Below are 25,472 nucleotides of genomic sequence, written 5' to 3'. Positions count from 1 at the left end.
TGGTTTCGTTAGAAGAAGAAATCTTGAATCAACCACCAAATAGCCACTCCAGCCGTGGCAGCAGGTATTAGGGGTACCCCTAGCAGAGTCAGCGCAACGAGTACAATTGCTCCGCCTGCAAAGGGAATTGGATCAGGGGGAAATAGCAGAATTTCAGGTCCCCCAGCGTTAAATTTGATCAATACGATGAAGATGGCTCCAAAAACTAGCAAGGCAAACCCTGCTTTTAGTGTCCGGCTTGCGAATGTGGGAAAGCTAACCTGCCGATTCTCTGATTTCTCTAGGGTAGATTCTTGACTATTGCTCAATGGGTTATCCATCATGATTCTCTAAGTTATTCAAGTGTGACTCTTCGTTCTAGTACTTAATTGCCTAATGACAGGAGAGTTCTAGCAGCGATCCATACGGCAAAGCCTACGCCCGCTGCCACGATAACAGGTGCTTCTATGACTGCAAGACCTACAACTGCTGCTGATCCAGCAGCAACTCCTATTACCTCTTTGCCTACTTTTTTAGAACCATCAGTCTTGCGACCTTTGTTCTCCTTCCTGTTTAGGTCTGAAACTCCTTCATTTCCTCCGGTAGTCTTTTTATCTACAGGATTAGGGACTTTTCCTGGTTTAGTTTGTCTCCCATCTGGTGGTTTAGCGGGTGGGGTGTTATCAGGCCTTTTCTTTGAAGGGCCTGGTTTCGCGGCCAAACATTCTTTAGAAATAGTTGTCCATTCCAGGAGTGGTGTACACGAGTTCTGAAGAAGGATCGTATGCGTAGTCAAGAGTGATGCCAAACAGATCAGTAGCGTTGTACTGAGAAGCTTTGCTGCGTTGTGTTTAAGGAAGCCAAGCCAAGCAGGCTCATTAGGTATTTGCATAAGTAGGAGTTGATCGGAAAGATCTTGAAACGAAACTGATGGAAACAACAAATGAGCGAACAGAGAACATTGCCACGCCTTCTTAGACTTCCCACTATTGCCCCGAATTGACACCAGAATTTTGAATGAAATTGTTCCTAATCAAGAGGATTAGCTCTCTGCACTGTTGAATAAGGGCAAATCATCATAGGCAGCCGCACCGCTTGTAGTCTTTGAATTTTTAGCGGCAACTTTACGCCGGGGGGTGCGACCTAGTTTTTCTTCGTCTGCCCGTTCCTGGTTGAGTTTTAGCAGGCGAGCGAGAACTTCATCATGAACTTCTTCGGGCCAGCGGTAGCGCCAGGGTTTCTTGCGTTTGCTGGTGCCTTCGTCGTCGTCGTCGTCGTAGTCGAGCAGGAATTCGCAGCCGGTAGGGATGTCTGTCCAACCGTAGGCATCGAGGACGGCGCGATCCATCTGGGCATGAAGTTCGCGCAGTTTGAGGATGTCAGGATTTGTCTCATCGGGGTCGTGGAAACGGTTGTAGGTGGTGGTGAGTCCTTCGTTGTGGCGCACCATTAGATCGGCACGGAACTCGTAGTAGGTTTTGCCTGCGGATTCGAGGGTGGGGTTGGTTTCCCAGTTGGGAGGAAAAGGGAAGGTTTCAAAGCATTTTGAGGGAGTATATTGCAGATCGTCCTTCAGGGTTGAACTAAAGAATCTTGTCCAGACTTCATGAGTTCGAGATTGCAAAATACAAAAAGGAGAATTTTTGTCAAAGGAAAAAATAACTAGCTTTTCGTTGTAAACCATCCCAGTGGGCAAAAAAGCAAACGCGAAGGCATTACCAACCCTCGAAATAGATAGCACTCGATCTTGTTGTGCAATTGCTTGATACTCTTCTGTTCTTTTATCCCAAAACTTCCAATAATCATATTCATGAATTTGTTTACCTCTTCTAATAATTTCATCTCTTTGAGGTTTGACCTTTTCTTCTAAAATCTCCATTAAATCCGGCCAATTTCTTGCTTCATCTTCCGACATTTCACCAAAGTTGATAACATATCGTTGATGACTTTGAGTGGGACTACTATTGACTTCAGAACCACCTATATAAGGAAAAATACGTTCGGCATTGCGAGGATTCTTCTCAATCAAACGATGCATTTCCGAAATACTTGTTGCATCAGAGCTTGTATCATCAAAAGTAAAGCCCATACCTAAAACAATGCTGCCTTGAAAACTTTTCCCTTGGTTCGTTTTCAACACTTCAGGATCATCATTATTGCCAGCGTGAAACAAGAAGGAGGAAATTAATTTTGTTACTCGTCCATTAAGTGTCTTCTCCTCATAATAAGTTCCTTTAAACACATTCAAGACACTAACTACTACCGCAGCGAGTCCTGGCCACTTTACTCGCTTTTGAGCATTGTAGATAGTTCCACCGCTATTGCAAATGAACTTCAAGCCTGCGTTGCGAGTGCCCCCTTGAGCAATGGTGTTTGTGGAGATTAACCCAAAAGCTCCATTCAAACGTAGTAAGTTAAATGCTTTCCGGAAGAAGTAAGCGACTAAATCTGGGCTACCTTTTGACTCTACGTATTGGTTAGAGAGCCAGCTTACATACTCATCACCATAGGAAGTTGAAATTCTTTTTCCTCCTAGGAAAGGTGGGTTTCCCACGATCGCATCAAACCCTGGATTTTCTCGCTCAAACACTTCAGGAAATTCTAATTCCCAGTTAAATGGCTGTATTGCTTTGGTTCCCGTTGTTAACTTAGCAGCAATGAATTGAATCTCGGATTCATCCACCAATCCCTTCTCATAACCAATTAACTTACCGCCAAATTCCTCACGATGTTTCTGCCGTTGTTTGGCATTGTCACCCGCAAAGAAAGAGGCAACGGCAATCTTTGCAGTTAACCGAGCTGGTTCTAAAGCGCGATCAACATCTTGCAATAACGCCTGTTTCGCCTCTGCATCTCCATCCGACCTCGTATCCGACGTTTGAATCTGCTGTCGGTACACCAGAGCCTTCGTTGCCGACTGCTTCATCAACCGCTTGTGGTCTTCAAAAAACGTTGGCTCATAGGCTGCACTTGCCCCAAAGCTACCAATCTCCGCTCTGGTCAGTCCCACCAACGAATCACCACACTTGAGCGCATGATCCAAAAACGTAAACGGCAAGTCTTTTGCCAGTGTCACCAACCACAGCGACAACCGCGCCAGGTTCACCGCAAACGGGTTCTTATCCACCCCATACAAACACCGCTGCGCCACCAATCGCCGCGCTACCACCACATCTTCCACCGTCTCTGGCAGATCCGCAGGCTTGCCGTGATAGTTCCAGGCTTCCACCAGCTTGTCTGCCAACTGCCGACAGGCTTCCACCAAAAACGCCGCAGAACCCATCGCCAGATCGCACACCTTCAGATCCAACAACTGCTCTGGTGTGGGATGCTCGCCTAAATTCTTCAGCACAGGCTCCAGCGTCTTCTCCACGATCGGCTGCGTCAACTTCCGAGGCGTGTAGTGAGACCCCGATCGCCGCCGTTCTTCTCCCGGTTGCAGAAACAGACTGCCAGTTGCCAACAAATTTGGGGTTCTGGGCGACACCCGACGATCGATCGCTGCGACGATAGCTTCTGCGGTGGTGGCGTCCTTTAACTCCTTCAGGGCTGCCCCTTTCAGGTCACACTCCGCGTTTTTCAGTATCGTGATGCGATCGGTTGGCTTCGCTGCCAGAAGCTTATCCACATCCACCACCACATCTTTCGGGCGAACAGCAAGCGATCGACCGTGGGCAATCTGCACCTCATAGCCCATGATTGCCTCATACACCGAGCCAATCTGCTCCACATCCAGCGCCCGGTACGACAGCCGCTCGCCATCCAACAGCAGCAGTTTGTCCAGCATCCGGTAAACCACCCCATCCGCGATGCGAGGTGCTTCCAGTCTGCCGTAGGTCGCAAACTTGGAATCGATCAGACGACCTTCGAGATAGGGATAGGCATCAGGGTCAAACAATTGCCCGTGCCGCGCTGGGAGGTACTCTTCTGTGGCTCCACCGCCGTCATAGACCAATCGAAACAAACTCAGCAGTGCAGCCCAGGCACCATATCGTTGATCCATCGTGTCGGGATAGTTGCCTGCATCCTCTCGCAGCTTTTCATAAAGTCCAGACACCGCATAGTGGCGCTGATAAACCTCATCGTCAGGCATCAGCCCTTCGTCCTCGGCATACAGCAGAAAAACCAATCGCATCAAGGTAGCAATCAGCCCACCGTAGATATGTTGCGGGTCAGTTTCAGCTAACACACTGAGCAGTCTGCCATTAGCTGCTGCATCAGCCGCTTGGAATCCTCGCAACAGTTCCCACAGCGCATCTAAGACCTGCCCCGAAAGTTTGGTAGAGACCTCCGCCTGATAGCTGCGACTATCCTCCAACAGTCGGCTCAAGCGTTGATTCTCCGGTACATTGAACAGTCGATCTTCGCCGAGCAGCAGATCAAGTGCGCCTAAAATCAATCGACCTGGCACCTCAGTCATTGCCTGCACCGGGAAAGTCAGATGCCCAGACGACTCACCCTTCGGCGCATAGACCAACCGGATTTCCGTGCCATTTACTAGCAGCCCGGCATAGACGCCCGTTTCCCGCAGCAACCGCTCAAACTTCGCTTGAATACTGGCTTGCCAACCCTGTCCGGTAGCGGTCGCCGGATCATCCTCATCAAAAGACAACCCAGGTGCAAGTTCCCGAATCAGCAAAACCCATTGCTCACTATCTGGGTCGCGCACGGCATAAGTCGGTCTGAGCGTCTCTCCATAACTAGGCAACGCGACCGCTAGCTCCTCTGGTAAAGACTCCTGCCCAGACGTACCCACCAGGTCCCGATCGCGCCAACCTAAAACTTTCTGAGTAAACGCTGAAACGTTTTCAATCCAGGCAATGGGTTCATCTTTATGACGAGCGATCGGAGCTATTGAAACAACTGTTTGCAAGCGCTCTTGTAAATCGACCAGTTTGCCGCGATCGATCACCGCCTGCGCCTTAATCAGCGCTGGCGGCGAAACGACCAGACCCACTGGTTGAAGCAGCCCAAGCCATTCTTTGTGTCGGAGGATATCAAGATCAGTTGCCATTTTCACTTCTGCTCTCTCAGGCATTTACTGTGGCGTAATCCACATGACGGAGGAGAAAGTTTGTCTCTCCTATCTGGCTAGGGTGCCGGCCGAACCACAGGCCCGGTTCTACTTCTCTCTCAACCGAGACCCTAACTGAGATATCTGACTCAGGCAGTAGTAATCTATAACTCTTACCGGGGCTGATATAGTCCTTAATCTTGGCCTCTAAAGCCTTCTGAGCTTTTCCATTGGCACCAGTCGGCTGGATTTGCAGATCATCCCCAGACATGGCAAAGACGTGGGTACCTTCCTCGTCTTTCCAAAAGACATACCCTTTCAAACTCGGCTGAAGGGCTGCAAACTGGGGTTTAACATCTTGCAGTTTTAAAAGTTCAGGGTTTTGAACTTCTCCAGAGGTTTGTCCGAAATCAATAATTTTCTCCCACCACTTCATTGACTGCAGACAAACTTGCGCATGACGTTTAATCTCCTCGATCGAGGGAAGATTCGCGATCGCTTGCTGGTGGCTTTGCATCTTGCTGCTAATGCGCTCCTGCCGACGGGCAACATCGGCCGGATTATTCTGCATAGCCAAGAGGATCAGAGCTTGCTCAAGCTTAAGATCAGCGGCGATGAGACCCACTAAGCACTGCATATCGTGAATTGCCTGAGAGCCATCAGACTTCAGTAATTCAGCCGCATTACGTGCACCCTTTTTGCCATTTCGAGATTTGGCTTGCTTGGCCTTTTCCCTAAAACTTTCTACCAGCAGCCGATTTCGCTCTAGTATGGAAAGAATACTTTTTTCAACGAGAGCCAAGCGATTGCTGGCATCGGCGGTAAAAACGCCTGTTTGCACTCGCTCTTCCAAAATATCATCCAGGACATTGATGGCGTAGTGTATTTCGCCTAGAATCTGAGCTTCTTGCCTGATATGAAGTGCCTGTAGTGTGCGCTCCATATTAGCAAGGCGCTGGTTGATTTGGTTAAGCTGCTGAGTGCCCACAATCATGTGCAGGACTTGGAATGCTAGAACTGGAGCCAGAATAGGCAAGGTAGAAGCTTGAGCAAACCGGAGCTGACCAACGAACTTACCCCCTGTGGCACTAACCGTTCCAATAGAACCCGTCGCCGTTTGAACCATCTTGTAAGCGCCGTTAGCAAGGCCAGCAACTAGCTCCGGTGGCCCTATCACCCTCATGAGCTGACCAGCTTGCAACCCAGTCGCTACTAGAGATGAAGTAGCACCAAGCTGATCCACGATCGCAGAGCTAAGTTGGCCTTGATGCCAAGGTTTTGATGAGTGCAGGCTCAAGCTTCGGAAATGGTCAATAAGAGCCTGGCTTTGTATCGGCGAGTACTGCAAAAGGGCACCCACCGACTGGCCTTCCTGGTTCTGTAGCTCAGTGAACGAAGCCAAATCCTCTGGGACGGCTTGGGAGGCTTCAATATCCCAACGGCGATAGCTGACAACTTCTATAGCCACGTCTTCAGATGAGGCTTCACCTTCAGAGATAGTATCTGTTTCTGAACTGGAATTTGCGAGAAAAACTGCTTCGTAAGCTCGTTTCCAATCATTGAGCCTCCCTAGTTCATGGATTTCATTCTCCTGGGCAAACTGCTGCCACTTCTCGCTCCGGCGCAGTTCAAAAGAGGAATTGGCCTCAAAGTGGGCACACAACGCTTTCTTATAGTCCCTCAGCTGCATGTCTTCCATAGCTTTCCCCTAATTCGATACTGGCCACAAGTACACAATTCCCACTGGTTCAATGCGTTCAGCCTTGACTTGATACGTCTGCTGAATGCGTTCTGGTTCACGTAATATCTCTGTTCCTAGCTCACTCACCCGCTTCTCCCAATGTTGGCGATCGGCATTGATTTGCCGCATTTCATCCGCATTGAAGAGGGATAACTGTTGGGTTTCGTATTGTTTGACCTGCTTCAAAATGCGATCGCGTTGCTCCTCCAGCAGCGTCTTCATTTCTGCCGCTTCCTTTTCACCCCGCTGCTCCAGCTTGCGTTTAGCGCGATCGGTCAGTTCTGTAGCACGGCGCTCCAGGTGAGACAACAAATCCTCGACATCGCGGGCAGTATGGGCTTTGAGCTTATCGACTAATGCAGGAGGCACTTCCCTTAAACGAGGATGGGCCAGCGAATCTTCCAGAATTTGCAGCACATCTTTTTTCTCACCTTCACTTAGGGGACGCAGCCGCCCTCGCCCTCTCGCTTCTGGATCAATCCAGTCCGCCGCCACCGAGATAATCTCGTCATGGAGTCGAGCGGCGCGATCGCCATATAGTGACAGTCTGCCCAGAATAATCACCCGTGGAATGGGGTCATCGGTGCGGCAAACACAGGCACGGGTCAACTCGTCATGCAGGAATCCCTGAGAGAGAAAGCGTCCCAACAGCCGTTGGACGATGCGATGCTCTAGGTGCAGGTGAACGACTTTGCCATCCAGGGAGCCAGGATCACGGAAGACCACGGGACGAATCGGTGCTTCTTTACGCCAATCCCAGAGCTTTTGCGTCTTTTGTCGGGGTGCCCGTAGCGTGTCCAGTGTTGTTGCCCAGGTTGGATCGGCTCCCGCTTGCTGGTCTAAGGCTGGAACAGACCACTGGCTACGCTCCTCATCATCTACTGCTGCTGCTGCCTGCAAAGGCTTCAGTGGCTCAGCACCAATTAGCTCTAAGGAAACGGATAAGGTATCGCGGAAATGACGATCGTCCAGCCCTAGCCAGAGTTTGGAATCCCTCAGCATGGTTTCCAGTTCCACCTGCTGCTGCCGTAATTTGTCTTGCCGTAGTCGAATCGCTTCTAACTCTTCCTTAATCGCACCACCCTTATTTTGGGACTCCTCATCTGCTTGATCGGCTGCATTAATCGCTTCCGTTAGCTTCTGTACCTCAGACTGCCGGATGCCCTTGTCCAGTAGCTGGGTCACATGCTTCTCAACGACTGGTGACAAACTTCCCAGCTCATCCTGGATCTGCTTAGTCTTCTTCACCAATACATCGAGCACCCGATCCTCTACCCGTTGTGACAACACGAAGTAATGGCAGCGAACAGTTGCTTCCCGTTGAAGTTTGCGGTCAATCCGCCCATTGCGCTGCTCCATCCGGCTAGGGTTCCAGGGCACATCGAAGTGGAATAAGTCCGCGCAGTAATTCTGAAGATTGACCCCTTCCCGTGCCGCATCGGTCGCAATCAGAATTCTTAAGGGATGTTGAGCAGGGTCAGTATTAAAAGCCTGTTTGATGTATTCCCGACGCTCTTCCCCCATGCCGCCGTGGAACGTGTCAATGCGGTCGTGCTCTCGGTGCGAGTTAGCAAGGAGGCTTCCAAGCTGCTGCTCCAGGTAGCGCTTGGTATCGGTGTACTCAGTGAAGATAAGCACCCGCCGATTCAGCCACTTTGCCCCCGGTGTGCCCAGGTCAGGACAAAGATGCTCGCGTAGCCATTGCTCCAGCTTTTTAACTTTGCTATCTGGTTGGTGACGCGCTTGCTCAGCAATCTGGGTCATTGCCTCCAACAGGTCTAACTCTTGTGGCGAAATGGCTGTACCAGAGGCTTGCGTAGCCTTTGCCATTTGAGAGGCTTCTTCATGCAGCACTTCGTCTTCATCCAGGTCTGCCCGCTCGTCATCCGCACCGGAAGACTCTTGCAGCAGTGTGAAACCTCCCTGATTAAGCGGGTGCTGCTCTGCTTGCCGCTCAGTTGCTTTCCGATGCACTCTCAGCGTGCGGGCAAAGGCTTCGATCGAAGACAAAAGACGCTTCTGGAGCGAAGTCATCACCAGCATGGCAGTTGTTTGGGTTGCTCTGGGAGCATCCTTCAACCGCTCTTCGCGGCAGGAACGGTACTGCTGGAGCAACCGAGCCAGCTTCAATTCAGGCGCATCATCCGGCAAGCCATGAATAACGACAGGAATGACTTGCCGCAAAGGGAAGTCAGCACTATTAATTTCTCGCAAATCCTGCTTGAGCCGCCTCACCATTACTGCATCGAGCAGCTTTTTACTACGAACGGGCACGCCCCGGCAAAACCGTTGTGGGTCTAAAATTTCTAAAAGGGCGGCGAAGCTGTTGGAGTGACCATTGTGGGGTGTGGCAGACAGGAACAGCTTGTGTTCAAATCGAGGTGCCAAATCACGGATCGTGCGGGTCAATTGAGAATCGATCGCGTAGCGAGAAGCACTGGCTGGGGCGGCATTATGGGCTTCATCCAAAATCAGCATTGACCCTGCTGAAAAGTCTTGTAGCCAGTCACGCAACGGTGCCGCATAGACTTCGTCCCGTAGGAGCGAATGGGAAATGATAAAGCGTGTATGGGCTTTCCAGGGATTGATGCCATACCCCCGCTCTCGCCGCTTGGCCGCAACAAAGTCGCGATCGTAAACGATAAACGTGAGACCAAAGCGACTTTCCATTTCATCCTTCCACTGCCGCACTACTGACGGAGGACAGGAAATGACCACACGCTTAATCTTTTGCCGCAGCAGCATTTCGCGTAGGATGAGACCCGCTTCGATTGTTTTGCCAAGTCCCACGTCATCCGCTATAAACAGATTCACTCGTGGCATTCTCAGCGCTTTCCGCAAAGGCTCTAGCTGGTATGCCTTGACCTCAATGCCAGCACGGTAGGGAGCCTGAAACAGCTTCGGGTCTGTAGCAGTGACACAATTCCACTGGAGAGCGTGCAGGTAAGCCGAAAAGTAACGGGGATTATCAAAGCCGCGACTGGCAACCGCTTCCCAAGATGGGGATTCCAAGACCTGCGCATCAATCTCCCGCTCCCAAAAGACCTCTAGCGGAGCGCCTTGAGCATCATCCTCAAGACAGGCTAGACGAACTCTGGTGTCACCTGCTGACAAATTAGAAGGGATTACGTCTTCAACGAGGTATTGGCGTGAACGCACGCGAATAATTTGCCCCGGTTCGAGTAGCACTGGTGGCATGTTGTTTCTCTATACAAGCTAATCGACCGCCAATAAATTCAGTCTCAAACAGGGAAGACAAGCCTTTTATGCTTTTTCTAAAGTTTGACTGGTTCTAACTTAGAGAACCCACCTTTACGCAAGAAAAAACAAAAGATTGCCATATCCTCATGATGGCAGTCACAATAGAGATTGGCAAGTACAAAGTGTACGTACAAATGGAGTGATAATGGGACGAAAAGGGCAGTCGATGACGCTTTCGGTGTCAGAGCAAGACAAAGCTCAGTTAGAAGCAATTGCTCGTGAGCAAGGAATGCTATGGGGCGATCGCCCTAATATTTCCCGTTTAATGGAAGCGATCGCCCGTCGAGAGTTATTGATTGGTCACAACAACGACTGGTCAGAAATGCGTATCCGCGCCCTCCAGCAAGCCATCCGCTCGTTAACTGATACAGGTCAAACCGACGCGGCTCAGCTTGTGGCTAGTTTGCTTTTAGAGCGCAGTGAACTAGCTATGCCGTTACGCAACGAGATTGAACGTTTTCTGGACACGCCCATAGCCCCTTGGCGCACTGAGATTGACCAATATATCCGTCGCCAGATCCCCTTTCAACTGACCTACCAGGATGCCGCCGCTCGCCTTTTGACCTTCAATATTAGTTTTGCCCGCATCACCTTTTATGAGAAACGGCAGTATTTAGAATGTTGGTGCGAAGAAACGGATAGTAACCGCGACATTTCGTTCTTACAACACAACTGGACTTTGCGCTTAGACCATATTCCCAATGCCGCACTCAGTACCACTCGTGCCAAGTGGCGCGATCAATTAGATGAACTCGAAGTCGAAATTCACCTCTTCGGCGGATTGGCTTTTGCCTATCAGCCACGCCCTGAAGACCAAGTGATTGAGTGGTTGGAAGATGCTCCCCAAGTTCGTCGTGTTGTAAGGCGCATCAGCAATACCTTCTGGTTTTTCCGAGAGCTTTTACCCTATGGCAAAAATTGTGTCATTGTAGCGCCGCCAGAAGTGCGCGATCGCTTTAGAGAAGAAGTGCGATCGCTCTATAAGCATTACCAAGATTGATGCCCTTAGATATGGGTTTCTTCTCTCTCCCTTATGCAAGTACGCTACCGCAGACGGAAAGCCTACCGCTTTCCCTAGATGCTTACTAGCCTATCCATAACTTTGACCCTCGAGCCGAATTTGTTAGAACTGTAAACTTTAGCTCGTTACTGCCTTTCAACTAAGTTCAAGGCCTCAGATCTACTTTATAAAAAATGCCTTTTTAGGTAAGACCGGAGGCTTTTTGGCGATAATAGCTTGAAACCCCTGATGGAAAGGCATCCTGAACCAGTGAACCTGGCTCGAAATGAGGGCAGGTGAACACTATCAAACCCAGTTGGATAGCTCTTAGGCACAATTTATTCTGCAAAAGCTAATTATGAGTCTGAACCCTACTTCGGCTTCACAATTCTTCCAAACTGACTAAAAATTTCACCAAACAGATCAGTGTGAGGACCAAAATAGACAAAGGCATTACCGTGAGTTGGCTGCTTCGGCTCCCCGACTGGGCTTACAAACTTAATACGATGATCAGTAAAGCAGATAGTGTAATGCCAAAGAGGTTGAAACCATTTCTCAGCCGTTTGAGCATTAACAAGGAGTATGCCTTCAGTCAGGTTGCCTGCCTCATATTCCTGAACCATCTTACGGCTCCAAATTGCCTGGTTACTTTGTGACCCAGTTTTGCCATAAGGTGGATTGACGAATACACGCCCATCCCAAGGATGTTCAAGCCCATTATCAGTTAAAGTCTTATATCGATCTGCCTTGATTGTTGCCTGCGCTTTTGGGCAACTTGCTGGATCGAAATCAATATTCTTTAAAACTCTTCGAACAGCCTCTACATAGATTGCAGGAGTGAACCATTCTTGGCTGCTGCTGCTGTGAATACTGTCGACATGCGTCATCTTTTGACCTCCAATTCTGATAATTCCACTAAAGTTGGCTGAGAGTCATTAACCCACAACACCTCTGCTACAGTGTCTTGGATGGCTTGAACAGTTCCAACCCATCCATACCTATGACGCTTTCGAACCTGATCACCCACAGCTATGGGCCTAGAACAGTTAACGGGCTCGTCAGTTGTGGTTTCTTCAATAGCTTTTGTAGTTAGCAATTGAGGAGTAGTTGAGACAGTTTGAGATAGTTGAGAGACAGTTTTAGACAGTTGGGAGACAGTTGAAATCCCTTCTGAGCAAGGCTGGGGGATAGTTGGGGACACTTGAAAGGGAGGTATTCTTGCTTTTTGCTCATACTCATTCCCATTAGCCTTCAATTTTGCTTCACCAAGATTCTGTAAACTTTGAGGCTTAAACTGTCCCCAACTATCCCCTTCCCTCTCTGTACAAGGGTTTGAGCTGTCTCGACAACTGTCTCCTAAACGTCTCTGAACTATCCCCAGATGAGCCTCAACATCAAAAGCAGCCATTGCGGGAATGGTGTAGTAATAATTCCCGTGGCGCTTCCCTTTAGACCGCGTACACCCTAATGCCTGAATCGCGGGCGCAAATTTAACTGAGCTTTTGGGTTGATGCTGGTTTTCTCTACACCAGTGTGTATAACTGCTGTAGACATCCCCCGCTTTGATCCTTGCTTTACCTTCCGGGAAGACAGTACACAGAAATCTAAATTCAGGGTTATTGGCTTCAAAGCGTTCGATATTCATGGCTGCCACAGCCTGAATCGTACCCGCTGTTAAGAGCCGTTGTTTCATCTCGCTGGCAGACATCGAGTAACACCAGGCAAAGATGCCTGGTAATTCTGCCTCCAGCTTTTGGGATAGTCCAGTATCAATAACCTTGGGTTGTTTTCGAAACGGGATGATCGTTAGCCGCCGATCCAGTCCTTCAGAACCATCGGGAACCTCGATAAAGGCGTTATAGGCTCTGATCACAACCACGCCTAACCGAGTTGTGCAAGTGTCTCGAAACAGCTTTTTCACTTCCACAGGCTCATTACTAACCACTTTGTTGTAGTTACCGGTGTTGCTTAGACTCCCCGACGCATCGTAATCAATGGCTACGTCCTTATCAACTAACTGCCCATGACCCACAGGGTTTTTGAATGTGTCAACGCTGGCAGGGCCAATATTTTCAGAGCCAACAAGACTCGTTAAGACCTCTAGTGTTGTCCCCTTACCCGTCCCCTTCTGTCCAAAAAAGTCGAAGGACTTCTCAATTTCAGCTTTACGATCGCGGGCTCTGGGCAAGACGGCATAACGGAAGATCGCCCGGATTAGTTGCACCCGTTCCTCATCACTCTCCATTGCTTCAGCAAGGAAGCTGAGCCAGGTTGGACATTGCGCCAAGGCATCAAACGCATAAGGACGTAGGCGGGTGAGCCGATCAAGTGGGTTGTGCGTTGGGATAAATTTCTCCGAATCAAGCTCTAACGTCCCATTTTGAAAGGCGACTTTGCTGGAGGAACTCCAATCTTGGTCACGCACCAGAAGTCGCGATCGCAGTTCTCTCACGACAGAAGTCATCAGACCAGAACTCCGTTTCTGCCAGTGCTGAGCATCCATAAAGCGGGTCAAGTCTGCCTCAAACTCATCGGATAGCCCTACTTTCCAGTGCGTTCCTTGCCATTCGTACCAACCGATACCCGGTCGAAGCGCCCACCGTTCTTTCAGGACTGCCCACGCCACCAATGCTTTTAGATGGCTTTGCGGTTCTTCTAAAGTGAGAGAGCAAGAATATTTCTTTTGCTTGTTGCCCTGTGCATCCTTAACCTCGTGTTCTTCTATTTTTACTGGCGTAGGCTTTGCCGCTTTTGCTAAAACCTTGAGTGCCTCAATGCCATGTCTGATGACAAAATCATCCAACCCGTTTTTGGACCCATCTACCTCATTTGGTAACAGAATGAGATAAGGGATAGCTCCATCTTGCTTGAGTACTCTAGCTCGTTTCGCTAAAGCTAACTGAACAGGTATTTTCTCGATAATGTCTGAATCAAAACACTGGTTCACTCGCCGCGTTGCCCAGTTGATAACTGTTAGTTCAGGCAATAAACGAGAGGTGTCTAGCTTGTGGCCTGTTTCGCGATCGTACCGATCAACCCAAGCGTCAACACCGGCAAAGGCGATTACAGGCAAACCATTAGCACAGCCACAGTCTGCTTTTTTCTCTCCCTCGGTTTCCCAGAGGTCAGTTTTGGTTGAATTGAGCACTTTCGCCCAGTTGGGATACAGGGGAGAAAAATAAGGACGGCAACCCTCACGTGTAGGACTCAGATATTTGGGACTTTCCTCAGTTTTACGCGTTCCCCAGTTCGGTTTAAATCGGTAATAGGGTTGGCCATCCTTCTTAAGATAGGGTCTATTGAATGGGTCATTGTACGGAAAGATTAACCCTGGCAGGGCGATTCCCATTAGCTTTTTAGCAGTCGTTGCGTCGACTGAGAAATGACCTACTTTTTTGATCTGCTCTTCACTAAGTCCACTGGCTTCTAACTCTTTACAGTGGGCTTGCGTTAGCGATTTGGCAGAGGGCTGAGTACAATGAGATTGAATCGATTCATGATGAACTGAGCGATCGTGAGAGTCCACCCCGCGATCGCTTTCGCTTTTTGAATTCATCAGCTAACCCTCCGACCGCGCTTTTGGGGTTGATTAGAGGGGAGCGAAGTCAAGTAAGTTTCGATCGCTCGCTGGTGTTCCAGAGGGTTTGCTCGATTGGCGATCCAGTCGAGAATTAAGGGCAAGTTATATAGTGTTAGCCGTTGATTAACCCGTTGCCAGTGAATGCCTTCCTGCCAAATGGGTTGAGTATTTCTCTGCTTGCTTCCTAAACGGTATTGCTTAAAGGTTGAAGCAGAAATTCCAGTTAACTCTGACAATCGCCGACCTTTCACGAAATTTACCATTGGAGTACGTAGTTGTCTTTTCTACCCCAACGATAAGAGCTGTTTGTCTGAGCAACATGAAAACGACTTTTCCTCTGAAAAGCTTATGGAGAAGTCGTTTTAGAGGTAGGTTTATCTTTCTTCTTCTTTCTTCTGCCCTGTCGCTGTAGCGTGTCGCCAACGTAAATCCTAGATCGTTCATCGATTAGCCTAGTTACAAAGCTTTGCCTTGCTTGCACATATGGCCTGTAAATTTCTTTTCTAAATGCATCGTCTAAATCAGCTATTTTCACAGCTTGATTGATTACTTCCCAGGTAGTCGGGACAGCCTCGCGATCGAAAGGATTTTCACAGCTTCGTAACTGAGCGTTTTGAGATTGTAATTGAGCAAAAAAATCTTTCACTGCTATACCCTCTTCGTAGCCATGAGGAGCAATGAACAGCAGCAACAATCTCTCCTTTATAAGCTTGTAGAAAATGAGTGCAGGAGCTTCGCTATGAAAATTTTTCCTCCTAGAGAGTTCCTCAAGCATTAGCAGTAACTTTTTCCACAAAGTAACTTCAGGTTGAAGCCATGCCTCAAAACTTTTAGAAGATGCTTTGTAAAAGGGGAATTTGGCGTTGATGTTTTGCCGAAAAAACTGCCCAACAACAAGTTGCTGGTATATTAGCAAACTCTTTTCAGTATCTGTTCCTAAGAGCGGTCGGTTAAGATCCGGGTCTGACAGGCGTTCTAACACCTGTATCAGCAGCTGAAAATTTGATCGCCAAGTTGGCTGCAATTGTGATCGACTTGTAGGAGCGAGCAAATAGGGACTGGGAAGGTGTAGAAAGGAGTTATTGTTCATAAGAGACCTAGTATTTTGATAAGAGAATTGCTATTCCTAATGCACAAATTGCTAGAAATTCCTAACCTGTAAGACAGGCAACATCTTGAATAAGGTGCTTACACCGTAAGCTTCTGTAGTGGCAGAGCAATGGGCTCTTTGGCTCAGAAAACAAAAAGATTAGTCGCCTAAAAGACTGGAACACATAAGTCACGCTTATTCCCGGCATAATGACGGTAGATTATTTCCGGTGAGTTCCCGACCAACCGTGCTACATCCTTTGCATCTAACCCGTTCTCAAGCGCAAGGGTAATGAACGTGTGCCTTGTCTGATAGAGCTTACGGTACTCAATGGCTAATTTATCTAAGACAGGAGTCCAGATACGATTCCGAAAGTTGTTTGAATCAATCCATTTCCCAGTAGGGCTTGGGAAAACGAGTGTCTCTGCTGTGGCCTCTTTTGGCTTAAGCACTTTCAGAAACCCCCGCATCTTTTCATTGCAAGGAAACCTGCGCCGCTCTTGAGTTTTCAATCCGTGCTTGCACACCGCTCCTTCATCGGATTCGACTACTGCCTGCACAAAGCTGATAGAGCGAAAGTCATCTGAGATGTGCTTCCACTGAAGTGCAATGACTTCAGATGGGCGAGCACCCGTGTTGAAGAGAAAGAAAACAAACGGATAGTAGTGGGAATGCTTTACCCGAGAGAACTTCGAACAGGCAGTATTAGCAAGGAGCGCCTCAAGGATCGCTTCCCGCTCTTCAGTTGAAAAGGGATTGATCGCGAATAGCTCGCCACCTTCTCCCTTAGGAAGTTTGATCTCGCTGGCCATGCCTTGGAACGGATTCTCAGTAATCCAACCAGATTTCATTGCCCAGTTGCAGCACGCGGAAAGTCGAATAATGAAACGTTTTGCAGAATCAATTGGAATCTTTTTGAGTATGTGATCACGAATAACTGAAGCTTCGTCAAGATCATGTGTAGGGAGTTCATTTAAGTACTTTGTAAAAGTCTTGTACTGCAACCTCATCGTGGAAGGGCTGCATTGAGGGCGCTTGTACTCAACAAACTTCTCCCAGAGTGTATCAAGCGTCGCTTTAGGCGTAGTTTTGGGCGTAAGGTCGGGACTGGCAATACTGAGCGAGTACGCAGGCTTGTACTTTGCGAGTGTCGGATCAAAATTTCCGGAAGCAATGTCTAACTCAATTTGTCGTGCTCGTTGCTCCGCAGCTTTCCGGTTTGTCGGAGTGTCCGATAAACCCATTGAGAGATTAAACCGCTTACTAATTCCTTGAACACGAAACCGTAGCTGCAACCGACTGTGGCTCACCGTGATCTGAACGGAACCTTTCGAAGCTTTTTTCCGAGCCTCTTCCGAGTACATGGCACACACCTCGTTGATACAAATGTATTATGCCCATCTTACGCCCAAATTATGCCCAAAAACGTCTAATTAAGTCCGATCTTGACAAAAAAATAGATCATCGATACTAGAGGAATCGCTGATCTATTTCGCAAAGCTGTTTTCAGAACGCCTTTCAGAAGGGGTTTTGACTCTATTTAGACTGACGGGACTGGCGGGATTCGAACCCTCGACCTACCGCTTAGGAGGCGGTCGCTCTATCCTGCTGAGCTACAGCCCCAGATAAAAGGGATTATAGCAGCAGAGATTAGCCACGGCGATGGTGAGCTGGGCTAGGTGGGAATGCAAAGGGGCTATAACGGTTTGAGTTGCGTTACCTTGAGCTTGAAATTGCCGCCAGCCAATTCACCAAAAGCGCGAACGCGAATGAAGTAGTTACCTGTTTTGGTAATGCGGGTAAAAAGCAGTGAGTTAGTGCTGCCGTCAGGACCGTCATCATTCTCGGCAACGGTGGAACCATCGTTACCAATAAGGGTGACGAGCGTGTCAAAATTTTCGGAGGTCAGGTCGATCGACACTTGATCGCCCTCTTTCAGCGGCAGCACATAGTCACGTGCAAACCCACCTTGTCCAGTGGGAAGATCTTTGTTCGTCAGCTTATCTGTAAGGGTCTTGCCAGAAACGATCGGCATTGGTTTGTAAAAGGACGCTTGGGCATTAGCTATAGCCGTATTCATGCTGACTGCAAGCAGCGTGAAGGGAATGAAGAGCGCAAGATGAAAGCTGGCGATCGAACAGTAATTCATGAAGGCAGTGGATGAGGTGACAGGATTGAAACCCGTCAACATTATGGCTTAGTGCTGCGGCAAATCGTTTAGGCTTACCGCTTCTTTTTCCGTCTGTTAGCGATCGCTTGATCGTGCGCTTAGTCATGCAAGCAGTCGGCTCATTAGCGCGTTTCATTATGAGGCACCGGGCGAGAGTCAACACGATATCTGTCCCTAAAACAGAAATGCTTAGCTTCACGCTAAGAGATACCGCGATCGAAGAGGCGATCACAGTGCGACCCCGCGATCGCGTTTGCGCTGAACCGTATACTGTAGTTTGCACATAGAGTCAGAACGAGGTTAAGGCATGGCATCCATTCGCAGGTTTTCGATCCGCGAATTGCACCAGCAACTCATCAGCAAAGAGCGATCGGCGGTTGAAATGGCTCAACAGGCACTCGATCAGATTCAGGCAGTGGAGCCAACGCTGCATAGCTTCTTGCATGTCACAGCAGATCATGCGTTAGCACAGGCGCAACAGGTTGATGCCAAGATTGCAGCCGGTGAAGATATCGGGCTGCTGGCGGGGATTCCGATCGGCATTAAAGACAACCTCTGCACCAAAGGCATCCCTACAACGTGTGCCTCACGCATTCTCGAAAACTTTGTGCCGCCCTACGAATCGACAGTGACGCAAAAGCTGGCGGATGCTGGAGCCGTGACCGTTGGCAAAACAAATCTGGATGAGTTTGCGATGGGCGGCTCGACAGAGACATCGGCGTTTCAACTGACGGCAAACCCATGGGATACCACACGAGTGCCCGGTGGCTCGTCGGGTGGCTCGGCAGCCGCAGTCGCAGCCGGAGAGTGTACGGTGTCTCTTGGTTCTGATACAGGTGGCTCGATCCGTCAGCCTGCGTCATTCTGCGGCATTGTGGGCATGAAGCCGACCTATGGCTTGGTGTCGCGGTATGGCTTGGTGGCGTTCGCGTCTTCGCTTGATCAAATCGGTCCCTTTGCCCAGTCGGTTGAAGATGCTGCCATTTTGCTGGGCGCGATCGCAGGCTATGATCCCCAAGACTCGACGAGCCTCAAGGTTGAAATACCTGACTATACGCAATACCTTACGCCTGACCTTAAGGGTAAGAAAGTGGGCGTGATTAAAGAAACGTTTGGCGAGGGGCTTGATCCAGATGTGGAGAAAGCAGTGAACGGGGCGATCGACCAGCTTAAAAGTCTAGGCGCTGAGGTTAAAGAAATCTCCTGTCCCCGTTTTCGCTACGGCATTGCCGCTTACTACATCATTGCGCCTTCCGAAGCTTCGGCAAACCTTGCCCGCTACGATGGTGTCAAGTACGGTAGCCGCGTTCCCAATGCTGAAGACTTAATGGAGATGTACACTCGCACTCGTGCCGAAGGGTTTGGTGCAGAGGTCAAACGCCGCATCATGATTGGCACTTACGCGCTGTCGGCTGGCTACTACGATGCGTATTATCTCAAAGCACAAAAAGTGCGAACGCTCATCAAGCAAGACTTTGAAGAGGCGTTTGGTCAGGTTGATGTGTTGGTAAGTCCGACCGCACCATCGACTGCGTTTAAAGCAGGCGACAAAACAACTGACCCGCTCAGTATGTATCTGATTGACTTGATGACGATTCCGGTTAACCTGGCAGGGCTTCCCGGCATCAGCGTGCCCTGTGGGTTTGACAGCCAAGGTTTGCCGATCGGTCTGCAAATTGTTGGTAATGTCCTGCGCGAAGACCAGGTTTTGCAAGTTGCATATGCTTACGAACAAGCAACTGAGTGGCATAAGCAAACGCCGACGGTGAAGTGAGCGATCGCCAACAGCAACCGTGAAACATAAGCATCCAGTTTGCTTATCTGAAACAGCAATGTTCCACCGTAAATGTGAAAGGCTCTAAGAAAAACTTAGAGCCTTTCAGTTTGAAGTCGCAATTTTCTTATCTCAAGGGCGATCGTTGCGGTTTTCAGTGAGACAATTCCTACTTTGAACAAGAACGTTCTCATTCAGAGATAAGTTTTTCTCATTTCAAATAGGAATCGCCTGCCTCAAAACAGAAGTGTTCTGGTTGCAAAGAGGAATGTTATTATCTCAGATAGAATTTGTCAGCTCCAAAACAAGAACGTTCTTGTTTCTAGCAGAAATCATCTAGCTTAGAACAGCAGTGCTTCAGTTTTCAGCAGGAATTGTCTCGCTCAAAACAGGAATTTTCTGGTTGCGAGCAAGAACAGTCCACGCTTAAAACGCAAGCGTGAGGTTACAAGCAAAACCATGCTCATTCTGGGTGAGGCTGTTCATCGTTGCTGTAGCTTCACAGCCTCACACCGCATCCCAAATGATTAACTGAATCGGGGTGGGATTGTAGCCATTGCAAGGGTTGTTCATCTGCGGACAGTTGGAAATTGCCACCAGTGTATTCATCTCCGCCCGTAGCTCGACTGTGCTGCCAGGATCAGAAATACCATCCACAATTTCGAGGGTGCCGTCTTCGCTGATAGGCACATTCATAAAAAAGTTGATGTTGCTCGTCATATCTTGTTTGCCCAAGCCGTAATCTTTGATGGCGTAGAGAAAGTTCTCTACACAAGCGTGCTGCCATTTCTTATCCAGGCCAAAGCGCACCGAATTACTCTCGCAGCTACATGCACCACCCGACGTATCATGCCGTCCACAGGTATCGTTCAGCACCGTCATCAGCACATTGCCATCATTGGAATATAGCTTTGTGCCGGTGGTGATAAAAATGTTGCCCTGTGCCCGAATTGTATCTGGGGCACTGTACCGCTCACTCGGATCATCCGCGTTATAAACCAAAAAATCGACTGCCTGATTGCCGCCTAAATCCACAATCCGCAGCACTTGTCCTTTCGTTAGCACTTTCGCCCAGGGTTTGCGAGCAGGCAATACCTCATTGTAAATCGCAGTTTTGGGGTCAAGTTCAACTGCTGTCGCTACCATCGTTTAATCCTCAAAATGAAGAACTACTAAATTTGAATTGTGAGTTGATTTAGTGGGCAGCCGTCAGCCGTCAGCTTTTTTCTAACAACTTTTCTGCCTTCTGCCTTCCCTAAACCAACTGCCCCAAATATGCATCGGTATTTTGAAACCCACGTACTGCTTCTGGGTTGCTTGTCCGAAGGGGATCATCGGCAGTGGAGGCGGGAGAGTTCCAGACGATCGCCCGAATTGGCTTTGCCTCATACGTGGGGCTGGGGTCAAGGGGATGAGGGCAGTTTGACAGCACCGCTAACACATTCATCTCTGCTCGCAAATCAATAAAATCCCCTGGTTGCGCGGTTTTCTCTGCCCAGGAGAGATTGCCGTTTGGATCAACTGCAATGCGTGTAAACAAGTTCAGGTTCGGCATAATGTCTTTCTTGCCCAGGTTGCGTTTGATCAGCGCTAGCAAGAAATTATCCCGCGAATTTTTGTAATCACCCTCACCGTACTTAGAATTAGTCGCCAAGTTGCTGCAACCGCCTAATGTGTCGTGCAACCCACACGTGTCTTCTGTGATGGAAAACAAGACGCGACCCATATCGGAGTAGAGCAACATTCCTTTCTTTAAAAAGGCGTTGAACTGAATCTTGGCAGTATCGGCAGCATTGTACCGTTCGATCGTGTTGTCGGCGTTGTAGCAAAGAAACGCAACGCCCCTGGAACCTTCTGGCGCAACAAGGCGAAGCGTCGTGCCACGCTTGATGATGCGCGACCAATAGGCACCACCGGGAATGACTTCATCCCAGGTAATCAAGGCTGGATCGATCGAGTGTGGTTCGGTAGACATGATGTACTCCTTGTGAAACAAACGACTGAAACGACAAAGCCCAGGAAGCCGCCAACAGTAATCTCTGTTGCTTGGCTCTCCCGGGCTTTTTTCCCGCCGTGTGACCGCTTTACCTGCTTGCAGGTCTACGCGGTTGCTTCTCTCGGACCAGTCATCTCACTCGCGCAAGACCGGAACCCTAGAAGCGAATAGTTTGTTGTGGGCGATCGCATTAGGCGTTCATCGCCTTCGATTGCAATCGCTCAAATCTTAGCATCTCTAACCAAGGCTTTCTCGCCAAAGTCATTAAATCCAGATAACACTGCTCGATCGCTCTGGTGCGAATAGCCACTACTACAAGCCAGAACGGTGTGATTCGATCGACACCATATTTATGGGCAAGTTTCATAAAGCGAGGCAACACCTGAAAGCAACTTGAAGGCGATCGTCCTAAGCTGGCAACGATTGATAAGGGTGGCGTTTAGCGTGAATGTTGCGAATGTGGGTTTTAACCGTGTTGAGGCTGATGTGGAGCGTTGTAGCGATCGCCTGGTAGCTATATTCTCGTTTTAGCAAGAGCCACACTTCTGCTTCTCGATTAGTGAGGTGAAACTTTTTTTGCTCTGCCTGTATGTCCTGCTGCAACACTTCATCCCGATCTTCTAGCGTGACGAGGATGTACGTTTGATTGCTAAAGCCTGCGATCAGGTGATCGCCTGCGCTAGTTGTGAGCCAACACGCCGTCAATCGAAACGAGCGATCGTCCGATGTCTGATACTCCAGCACGACTGGTTCCGTAGCTGACTCCGCCTCTACGACCTGTTTCCACAACTCAGCTATAACGGTTGGTAACGTCGTTTGATACCTTTGGCTACTGGGCAGCGTTTGACAGAGCCGCTTCGCAGTTTGGTTCCAGTAGACAATGGTTCGATCAATTGAGAGTACAAGCAACCCTTTGGGGATGGTATCTACAAGTACACTCAACAACATTGAAGACGGTAGATCAGTGAAGCCGATCGCTGGTGCAGTGATAAAACCCGCAGCTGGGCTAACGTCTCTGGCGTAGGTGGGCAGACTATAGGGGCGGCGATCAGATTTGCAATTATGGGTTAGCATAGCTTCTCCAGACAACGGGGTAGGTTGGTTCAATCGCATGGCTCATACACCGCTGCTCATCGATCGTCCCTTCTAGCGGCGCTTAAGCTCTCGATGCGCTCAGGCATCTCATCTCGCGAGACTCTTGCTTGACACGCCCTGTCATTGCTGCTTGTTGCAGTTTCATAAAGGCATAAAAATCTTCCCGACCGTATTCTCTGGTCAAAAGTCGCCGTAGCTGCTCTTCAGCACTGACTGATAAATAACCTGTGGTCAGGACCTGCTGCACAATTTCGTGAATGGAATTCATGGTTAGACACCTCCAAGAAGACAGTTGCACATGTGGCAATGGGTAAAGTAGCGTTGACGAACAGCTTCATCCGATATTGCAGATGGCGGGGGGACGCATTGTTGTCATTGCTCTTCTAGATAGAAAGAATAAGCGAAAGGCTACGCTACATTGAACTAACGACCATTAGGAACCATTAGTCAGATCGTTAGGCATTACGTTAGAAGTCTCATAAGCCCTCATGACACCTGCCCCAAGCCAGACCGGAGAGACCTTTGCACGCGCTGAGACCCTTTGGGATCTGGGACGACTTTATGCGGATCTGGCATCTGCCAAGCGCGAAAAGCTTACTCCAACAGAAAAAGAGCACCTGCGTGGGTTGCTGTTGGGGCTGGGTCCTAAAGAGATTGCCAAGGAACTATGCAAAGGGGTCGGTGGTGTACGGGTGGCACTATGCAGCCTCTACCGCTATCTAGAAGCGCTCGGAGACTTGCCAGAAGGCAAAATCAACTCTAGAACGGTGATTCATACCTTGGAGGAAGCGGGGTACAAACTAGCACGTTCTGGTAGCCCTGTTGCCCCGCCTCCACTGCCCGCTCGGACGCAGCTTTCTGCTGACACTCAGACAGTTGGGATGCAGCAATCTGCCACTCAACAACCTAGTGGTTCCAAGCAGTCTCCTGCTTTGCGTGAGCGTTCCAGAGTGGTAATCAGTCACGGCAACCAGGAAGGGAGTCTGGGGTTTGCTCAACAGTTGCACGACAGACTGCAAGCGGTGGGGCACCACGTCTCGATTTTAGAGGAGAGCCATCGATCGCCCGACTGGTTGCCTCATCTGGATGCGGTACTGGAGCAGTGCGATTACTTTGTGCTGTTGCTAGCTCCTCAGTCTGCTGCCAGCGAGATGGTAACAGAGGCAGTGCGACGTGCGCGAGAAGCGTATGATGCTCATCCTAACCACAAGCCAATGCTGTTGCCTGTGCGGGTTGGCTTTTCGCTGGCGTTGCCGTTAAACCATAACTTGCGCGGTTATCTGCATGGGTTTCAACAGTGGGAATGGCGATCGCCCCTTGACACACCCATGCTGGTGCAAACGCTGCTCACGCTGTTGGCAGAGGCGCAACCCTTGTCTGCCAAGACGACGACTCAGGCACTACCCACGTCCTTTACAGCAGTAGAAGACCCCGATGCACCGCCCTTACCTGTGGCAGAGCCAGAGCTACCCTGGGGGCAAGTCAATCTGGTGTCAGCCTTTTATGTAGAGCGATCACCGATCGAGGCACGCTGCTATGAAACGATCGTTAAACCGGGAGCCTTAATTCGCATCAAAGCGCCCCGACAAATGGGCAAAACCTCGCTGATGTCGCGCATTCTCTATCATGGAGAGCAGCAAAACTATGTGACGTTGCCGCTGAGTTTTCAGCTTGCCGATCGCGCTGTTTTTGCCGATCTAGACAAGTTTCTGCGTTGGTTTTGTGCCAGCGTGGGGTTAGGGCTACAGTTGCCCAACAAGCTGAAAGACTACTGGGATGACATCTTTGGCAGCAAGGTTAATTGCAAAGCCTACTTTGAGCAATATCTGTTGCGCGAAATGGATTGCCCACTGGTGCTAGGGCTAGATGAAGTCGATCGCGTGTTTGAGCATCGCCATATTGCCGAAGACTTTTTTGGCTTACTGCGTGCATGGCACGAAGAGGCAAAAAACCGTGCTGTCTGGCAAAAGCTGCGTCTGGTCGTTGTCCATTCAACTGAAGTCTACGTACCGCTAGATAGCAATCAGTCGCCGTTTAACGTAGGATTGCCGATCGAACTGCCAGAGTTTAGCCCTGAGCACGTGCATGATCTAGCAACACGCCACGGGTTATCTTGGCGATCGTCGCACATTCAACAGTTGATGACTTTAGTAGGCGGGCATCCCTATCTAGTGCGGGTTGCTCTCTACCACATTGCTAAGCAGGATATGACGCTAGAGCAGTTGCTCCACACTGCGCCGACCGAAGCTGGACCCTACAGCGACCACCTGCGGCGACACCTGTGGAACCTGGAGCAGTACCCGGCTTTAGCCGCTGCTTTGGCAAAAGCGGTTGCCACTATAGAGCCAGTCCGTCTGGAAGCATCTCAGGCGTTTAAGCTCCATAGCATGGGACTGGTACACCTCAATGGAAATAACGTGACTCTGCGCTACGAGCTGTATCGTCAATATTTTCGCGATCGCCTGCTAGCTGCCTAACGTTCGCCACTCCTAACGCCTGCTCATACAAGGTGCCGAACATTAGGGATACCGTTAGTTTTCTTTCCTAAACCGTTAGGTGAAGATGGCATAAAGCCAAGTGGTGATGGCAATAGTTATTTGTTGCCTAAGCTCTGTAGAGGTTTAGTAAGGGGTTGAGTGAAAGATACAGCAGTGGGTCGATCGCGGCTAAGGCTTGCCGCTCATTGAGCCGTTTTAATAGCTGTTCAACAGGCTAGCTCAGTATAAATCAGCACAAAATGCTTGAAGTTTGTGTGAACCTGGCTTGAGGCAC

20 protein-coding genes, 1 tRNA gene and 1 riboswitch are annotated in these 25,472 nt (G+C 49.4%); of the genes, 4 read left to right on the top strand and 17 right to left on the bottom strand.

Features of this window, described 5'->3' with window-relative positions:
• Nucleotides 1-8: 8 nt before the first annotated feature.
• From H6F76_RS16325 to drmD, 5 genes are all read right to left on the bottom strand, one after another.
• Complete coding sequence (locus H6F76_RS16325; RefSeq protein ID WP_190509803.1) at nucleotides 9-323, bottom strand: hypothetical protein; 315 nt, start codon at nucleotides 321-323, stop codon at nucleotides 9-11.
• Between the two features lie 41 nt (nucleotides 324-364).
• The gene (locus tag H6F76_RS16320; protein ID WP_190509800.1) at nucleotides 365-871 is read right to left on the bottom strand and encodes a hypothetical protein; all 507 of its coding nucleotides are present in this window, start codon (nucleotides 869-871) and stop codon (nucleotides 365-367) included.
• A gap of 150 nt (nucleotides 872-1,021) precedes the next feature.
• The gene (locus tag H6F76_RS16315) at nucleotides 1,022-4,993 is read right to left on the bottom strand and encodes a DNA methyltransferase (protein ID WP_190509799.1); all 3,972 of its coding nucleotides are present in this window, start codon (nucleotides 4,991-4,993) and stop codon (nucleotides 1,022-1,024) included.
• Between the two features lie 16 nt (nucleotides 4,994-5,009).
• Nucleotides 5,010-6,692 (bottom strand): hypothetical protein, encoded by a 1,683-nt coding sequence (locus tag H6F76_RS16310; RefSeq protein WP_190509797.1) that lies wholly within the window; start codon nucleotides 6,690-6,692, stop codon nucleotides 5,010-5,012.
• A 9-nt stretch (nucleotides 6,693-6,701) separates the two neighbouring features.
• Complete coding sequence (drmD, locus tag H6F76_RS16305) at nucleotides 6,702-9,932, bottom strand: DISARM system SNF2-like helicase DrmD (protein WP_190509795.1); 3,231 nt, start codon at nucleotides 9,930-9,932, stop codon at nucleotides 6,702-6,704.
• A 208-nt stretch (nucleotides 9,933-10,140) separates the two neighbouring features.
• On the opposite strand from drmD, the gene H6F76_RS16300 reads away from it, so the two are divergent.
• A complete protein-coding gene (locus H6F76_RS16300) occupies nucleotides 10,141-10,995 on the top strand; it encodes a WYL domain-containing protein (protein WP_190509793.1) in 855 nt (284 codons plus the stop codon).
• A gap of 371 nt (nucleotides 10,996-11,366) precedes the next feature.
• Here H6F76_RS16300 and H6F76_RS16295 read toward each other — a convergent pair whose 3' ends face one another.
• The 7 genes from H6F76_RS16295 to H6F76_RS16265 all read right to left on the bottom strand — a co-directional run bounded on the left by H6F76_RS16295 (nucleotide 11,367) and on the right by H6F76_RS16265 (nucleotide 17,745).
• Nucleotides 11,367-11,882 (bottom strand): DNA N-6-adenine-methyltransferase, encoded by a 516-nt coding sequence (locus H6F76_RS16295; RefSeq protein WP_190509791.1) that lies wholly within the window; start codon nucleotides 11,880-11,882, stop codon nucleotides 11,367-11,369.
• Entirely contained in the window at nucleotides 11,879-14,551 is a 2,673-nt protein-coding gene (locus H6F76_RS16290; RefSeq protein ID WP_190509789.1) for a phage/plasmid primase, P4 family, read from the bottom strand. The genes H6F76_RS16295 and H6F76_RS16290 overlap by 4 nt, the downstream gene beginning before the upstream one ends.
• Complete coding sequence (locus H6F76_RS16285; RefSeq protein ID WP_190509787.1) at nucleotides 14,551-14,838, bottom strand: hypothetical protein; 288 nt, start codon at nucleotides 14,836-14,838, stop codon at nucleotides 14,551-14,553. The genes H6F76_RS16290 and H6F76_RS16285 overlap by 1 nt, the downstream gene beginning before the upstream one ends.
• An 83-nt stretch (nucleotides 14,839-14,921) precedes the next feature.
• A complete protein-coding gene (locus tag H6F76_RS16280) occupies nucleotides 14,922-15,665 on the bottom strand; it encodes a hypothetical protein (RefSeq protein WP_190509785.1) in 744 nt (247 codons plus the stop codon).
• A 167-nt stretch (nucleotides 15,666-15,832) separates the two neighbouring features.
• Nucleotides 15,833-17,029 carry a site-specific integrase gene (locus tag H6F76_RS16275; protein WP_190509783.1) on the bottom strand — a complete coding sequence of 399 codons (1,197 nt, stop codon included), beginning with the start codon at nucleotides 17,027-17,029 and terminating at the stop codon, nucleotides 15,833-15,835.
• 185 nt (nucleotides 17,030-17,214) lie between these two features.
• Nucleotides 17,215-17,288 (bottom strand) — tRNA-Arg (locus H6F76_RS16270).
• Nucleotides 17,289-17,361: 73 nt separating this feature from the next.
• Nucleotides 17,362-17,745 (bottom strand): PPC domain-containing protein, encoded by a 384-nt coding sequence (locus tag H6F76_RS16265; protein WP_242036704.1) that lies wholly within the window; start codon nucleotides 17,743-17,745, stop codon nucleotides 17,362-17,364.
• Between the two features lie 227 nt (nucleotides 17,746-17,972).
• On the opposite strand from H6F76_RS16265, the gene H6F76_RS16260 reads away from it, so the two are divergent.
• Both H6F76_RS16260 and gatA read left to right on the top strand, forming a co-directional pair.
• A complete protein-coding gene (locus tag H6F76_RS16260; protein WP_190509781.1) occupies nucleotides 17,973-18,122 on the top strand; it encodes a hypothetical protein in 150 nt (49 codons plus the stop codon).
• A 20-nt stretch (nucleotides 18,123-18,142) separates the two neighbouring features.
• Nucleotides 18,143-19,609: an Asp-tRNA(Asn)/Glu-tRNA(Gln) amidotransferase subunit GatA gene (gene gatA / locus H6F76_RS16255; RefSeq protein WP_190446916.1), complete on the top strand. Its 1,467-nt coding sequence runs from the start codon at nucleotides 18,143-18,145 to the stop codon at nucleotides 19,607-19,609.
• A gap of 507 nt (nucleotides 19,610-20,116) precedes the next feature.
• Here gatA and H6F76_RS16250 read toward each other — a convergent pair.
• The 5 genes from H6F76_RS16250 to H6F76_RS16230 all read right to left on the bottom strand — a co-directional run bounded on the left by H6F76_RS16250 (nucleotide 20,117) and on the right by H6F76_RS16230 (nucleotide 22,968).
• Nucleotides 20,117-20,755: an urea amidolyase associated protein UAAP2 gene (locus tag H6F76_RS16250; RefSeq protein ID WP_190446915.1), complete on the bottom strand. Its 639-nt coding sequence runs from the start codon at nucleotides 20,753-20,755 to the stop codon at nucleotides 20,117-20,119.
• 109 nt (nucleotides 20,756-20,864) lie between these two features.
• Nucleotides 20,865-21,584: an urea amidolyase associated protein UAAP1 gene (locus H6F76_RS16245; RefSeq protein WP_190509779.1), complete on the bottom strand. Its 720-nt coding sequence runs from the start codon at nucleotides 21,582-21,584 to the stop codon at nucleotides 20,865-20,867.
• A 75-nt stretch (nucleotides 21,585-21,659) separates the two neighbouring features.
• Nucleotides 21,660-21,777, bottom strand: a riboswitch (guanidine-I (ykkC/yxkD leader).
• A gap of 18 nt (nucleotides 21,778-21,795) precedes the next feature.
• Nucleotides 21,796-21,972, bottom strand: coding sequence for a hypothetical protein (locus H6F76_RS16240; protein WP_190509778.1), 177 nt, complete (start codon nucleotides 21,970-21,972; stop codon nucleotides 21,796-21,798).
• Nucleotides 21,973-22,013: 41 nt separating this feature from the next.
• Nucleotides 22,014-22,679 (bottom strand): LuxR C-terminal-related transcriptional regulator, encoded by a 666-nt coding sequence (locus H6F76_RS16235; RefSeq protein ID WP_190509776.1) that lies wholly within the window; start codon nucleotides 22,677-22,679, stop codon nucleotides 22,014-22,016.
• Nucleotides 22,680-22,761: 82 nt separating this feature from the next.
• Nucleotides 22,762-22,968: a hypothetical protein gene (locus tag H6F76_RS16230; protein ID WP_190509774.1), complete on the bottom strand. Its 207-nt coding sequence runs from the start codon at nucleotides 22,966-22,968 to the stop codon at nucleotides 22,762-22,764.
• Between the two features lie 220 nt (nucleotides 22,969-23,188).
• Between H6F76_RS16230 and H6F76_RS16225 the strand changes: the two genes are divergently transcribed.
• Nucleotides 23,189-25,177 (top strand): AAA-like domain-containing protein, encoded by a 1,989-nt coding sequence (locus tag H6F76_RS16225; protein WP_190509772.1) that lies wholly within the window; start codon nucleotides 23,189-23,191, stop codon nucleotides 25,175-25,177.
• The last annotated feature ends 295 nt before the right edge of the window (nucleotides 25,178-25,472 follow it).

The organism is Leptolyngbya sp. FACHB-321 (assembly GCF_014695975.1).
Taxonomy (GTDB): Bacteria; Cyanobacteriota; Cyanobacteriia; order Leptolyngbyales; family Leptolyngbyaceae; genus Stenomitos.
The sequence above is the reverse complement of the archived record's forward strand: the minus strand, read 5'-3'. Positions and strand labels throughout refer to the sequence as shown.

What these genes read in the sequence shown, in the direction of transcription:
- H6F76_RS16300 (WP_190509793.1), top strand. Translation starts at nt 10,141, where the DNA reads ATGGGACGAAAAGGGCAGTCGATGACGCTTTCGGTGTCAGAGCAAGAC.
- H6F76_RS16325 (WP_190509803.1), bottom strand. Translation starts at nt 323, where the DNA reads ATGATGGATAACCCATTGAGCAATAGTCAAGAATCTACCCTAGAGAAA.
- H6F76_RS16260 (WP_190509781.1), top strand. Translation starts at nt 17,973, where the DNA reads ATGAGGCACCGGGCGAGAGTCAACACGATATCTGTCCCTAAAACAGAA.
- H6F76_RS16295 (WP_190509791.1), bottom strand. Translation starts at nt 11,882, where the DNA reads ATGACGCATGTCGACAGTATTCACAGCAGCAGCAGCCAAGAATGGTTC.
- H6F76_RS16310 (WP_190509797.1), bottom strand. Translation starts at nt 6,692, where the DNA reads ATGGAAGACATGCAGCTGAGGGACTATAAGAAAGCGTTGTGTGCCCAC.
- H6F76_RS16315 (WP_190509799.1), bottom strand. Translation starts at nt 4,993, where the DNA reads ATGGCAACTGATCTTGATATCCTCCGACACAAAGAATGGCTTGGGCTG.
- H6F76_RS16245 (WP_190509779.1), bottom strand. Translation starts at nt 21,584, where the DNA reads ATGTCTACCGAACCACACTCGATCGATCCAGCCTTGATTACCTGGGAT.
- H6F76_RS16265 (WP_242036704.1), bottom strand. Translation starts at nt 17,745, where the DNA reads ATGAATACGGCTATAGCTAATGCCCAAGCGTCCTTTTACAAACCAATG.
- H6F76_RS16225 (WP_190509772.1), top strand. Translation starts at nt 23,189, where the DNA reads ATGACACCTGCCCCAAGCCAGACCGGAGAGACCTTTGCACGCGCTGAG.
- gatA (WP_190446916.1), top strand. Translation starts at nt 18,143, where the DNA reads ATGGCATCCATTCGCAGGTTTTCGATCCGCGAATTGCACCAGCAACTC.
- H6F76_RS16320 (WP_190509800.1), bottom strand. Translation starts at nt 871, where the DNA reads ATGCAAATACCTAATGAGCCTGCTTGGCTTGGCTTCCTTAAACACAAC.
- H6F76_RS16280 (WP_190509785.1), bottom strand. Translation starts at nt 15,665, where the DNA reads ATGAACAATAACTCCTTTCTACACCTTCCCAGTCCCTATTTGCTCGCT.
- H6F76_RS16240 (WP_190509778.1), bottom strand. Translation starts at nt 21,972, where the DNA reads ATGAAACTTGCCCATAAATATGGTGTCGATCGAATCACACCGTTCTGG.
- H6F76_RS16230 (WP_190509774.1), bottom strand. Translation starts at nt 22,968, where the DNA reads ATGAATTCCATTCACGAAATTGTGCAGCAGGTCCTGACCACAGGTTAT.
- H6F76_RS16285 (WP_190509787.1), bottom strand. Translation starts at nt 14,838, where the DNA reads ATGGTAAATTTCGTGAAAGGTCGGCGATTGTCAGAGTTAACTGGAATT.
- drmD (WP_190509795.1), bottom strand. Translation starts at nt 9,932, where the DNA reads ATGCCACCAGTGCTACTCGAACCGGGGCAAATTATTCGCGTGCGTTCA.
- H6F76_RS16275 (WP_190509783.1), bottom strand. Translation starts at nt 17,029, where the DNA reads ATGTACTCGGAAGAGGCTCGGAAAAAAGCTTCGAAAGGTTCCGTTCAG.
- H6F76_RS16290 (WP_190509789.1), bottom strand. Translation starts at nt 14,551, where the DNA reads ATGAATTCAAAAAGCGAAAGCGATCGCGGGGTGGACTCTCACGATCGC.
- H6F76_RS16235 (WP_190509776.1), bottom strand. Translation starts at nt 22,679, where the DNA reads ATGCTAACCCATAATTGCAAATCTGATCGCCGCCCCTATAGTCTGCCC.
- H6F76_RS16250 (WP_190446915.1), bottom strand. Translation starts at nt 20,755, where the DNA reads ATGGTAGCGACAGCAGTTGAACTTGACCCCAAAACTGCGATTTACAAT.